A 1,551-nucleotide genomic window follows, 5' to 3' on the forward strand; every position below is an offset into this window, starting at 1 on the left:
TCATAGCCGGCGGTCGAGCGGCGGTCGCCCGCGTCGGCCCTGGTACCGCGCTCGTCGCGCGCACCGTCACGGGCGGGCGCACCGCGGTGCCGCTCGTGGAAGGAGGTCTTCTTGGCGCCGTAGCGCGGCTCGAAGTTGGCGGCGGCGCGGCCGCCCTTGGGCTTCTTGTTCTTGGGCATGCGGGGGGTGTCCTTCTGCGTTCTCGCACGAGAACAGCGCTGCGCACGCGCGCGAGCACTCCGACGGATGCGGAGTTCCGGACGATCTGCGGCCGGGGCCATTCCTGTGATGGTTGATTCACGTCGATCGACGTTCACCATCGGCCCCTGGACTCACACTTCACACACTGAAAAACGTCCGCGCCCTGCGCGGGTGTCCGAAGCCGACCATGCCAGTGTACCGGCCGACCCTGGGAGCGACCCGCGCCCCACTACGATGACGGGGTGACCCCCGTCTCCCCCACCGGCCTCCAGGTGCACCTCGGACTCGGCGAGGTGACAGCGCAGATCGCCCAGGTCGGCGCGTCGCTGCGCTCCCTCCGCATCGGCGAGGTCGACCTCGTGCCCCCGTACCCGCTCGACACCCCCACCCCGTCGTGCTCCGGCGTCGTGCTCGTCCCCTGGCCCAACCGCATCCGCGACGGCCGCTGGGACGACGAGGGCACGGTCCGCCAACTCACGGTCTCCGAGCCCAAGACGGCCAATGCCAGCCACGGCCTGCTCCGCTTCACGCCGTACGCGGTCGAGCAGACCGACGCCGCGGCGACCCTGCGCGCCACGGTGTATCCGCAGACGGGTTACCCGTATCTGCTCGAGACCTCGGTCGCCTACGTGCTCACCGCCGACGGCATCGAGGTCACGCACACCATCACGAACTGGTCGGAGTCCGCGGCGCCGGTCGCGCTCGGCACGCACCCGTTCGTCACGATCGGCGACGTCGACCCGCACGAGCTGGTGCTGCGGGTTCCCGCGCAGACCGCCTTCGAGACCGACGACCGCCTGCTTCCGGTCGGCACCCGGCCCGCCGATCCGGCGCTGCGCACGGGGCTGCGCCTGGGCGATGCGACGCTCGACACCGGGCTGACCGATCTCGACCGCGACGCCGACGGCCGCGTGCGCCACACCCTCACCGCGCCCGACGGCCGCACCGTCACGCTGTGGCAGGGCGAGGGCTTCGACGTCGCCCAGGTGTACACGGCGCGGAACTACCCCGGCACGCCGCTCGCCGTCGCGATCGAACCGATGACGGCCCCCGCCGACGCGTTCAACAGCGGGATCGGCCTGCGCCGCCTGGCTCAGGGCGAGACCTGGACGCTGGAGTGGGGCATCACGTTCGGCTGAGGCCGACGCACCACCTCCGATCCGCGAGCGAAGGGCCCCGATCCCCATCGTCTGATGTGCATCGGGGCCCCTTCCGCGGAGTCGTGGCGCGCTCTACTCGCCGTGGTGGTCGCGCAGCTCCCGGCGACTGACCGGCGTGCCGTCCGCGTGGACCGTGGCTCCCGCGATGACGGGCTGCGCGGCCGCTCCGGAGGGTGCGTCGGGTGACGCC

Annotated in this window: 1 protein-coding gene; it reads left to right on the forward strand. The window is 72.2% G+C overall.

Annotation, left to right across the window (positions count from 1 at the left end; all coding sequences use genetic code 11):
• The first annotated feature begins 443 nt into the window (after nucleotides 1-443).
• Nucleotides 444-1,340, forward strand: a complete 897-nt coding sequence (locus tag DW309_RS11790) for an aldose 1-epimerase family protein (RefSeq protein ID WP_136045484.1) — start codon at nucleotides 444-446, stop codon at nucleotides 1,338-1,340.
• Nucleotides 1,341-1,551: the final 211 nt, after the last annotated feature.

It is taken from the genome of Microbacterium sp. K41, assembly GCF_004794395.1.
Taxonomy (GTDB): Bacteria; Actinomycetota; Actinomycetes; order Actinomycetales; family Microbacteriaceae; genus Microbacterium; species Microbacterium sufflavum.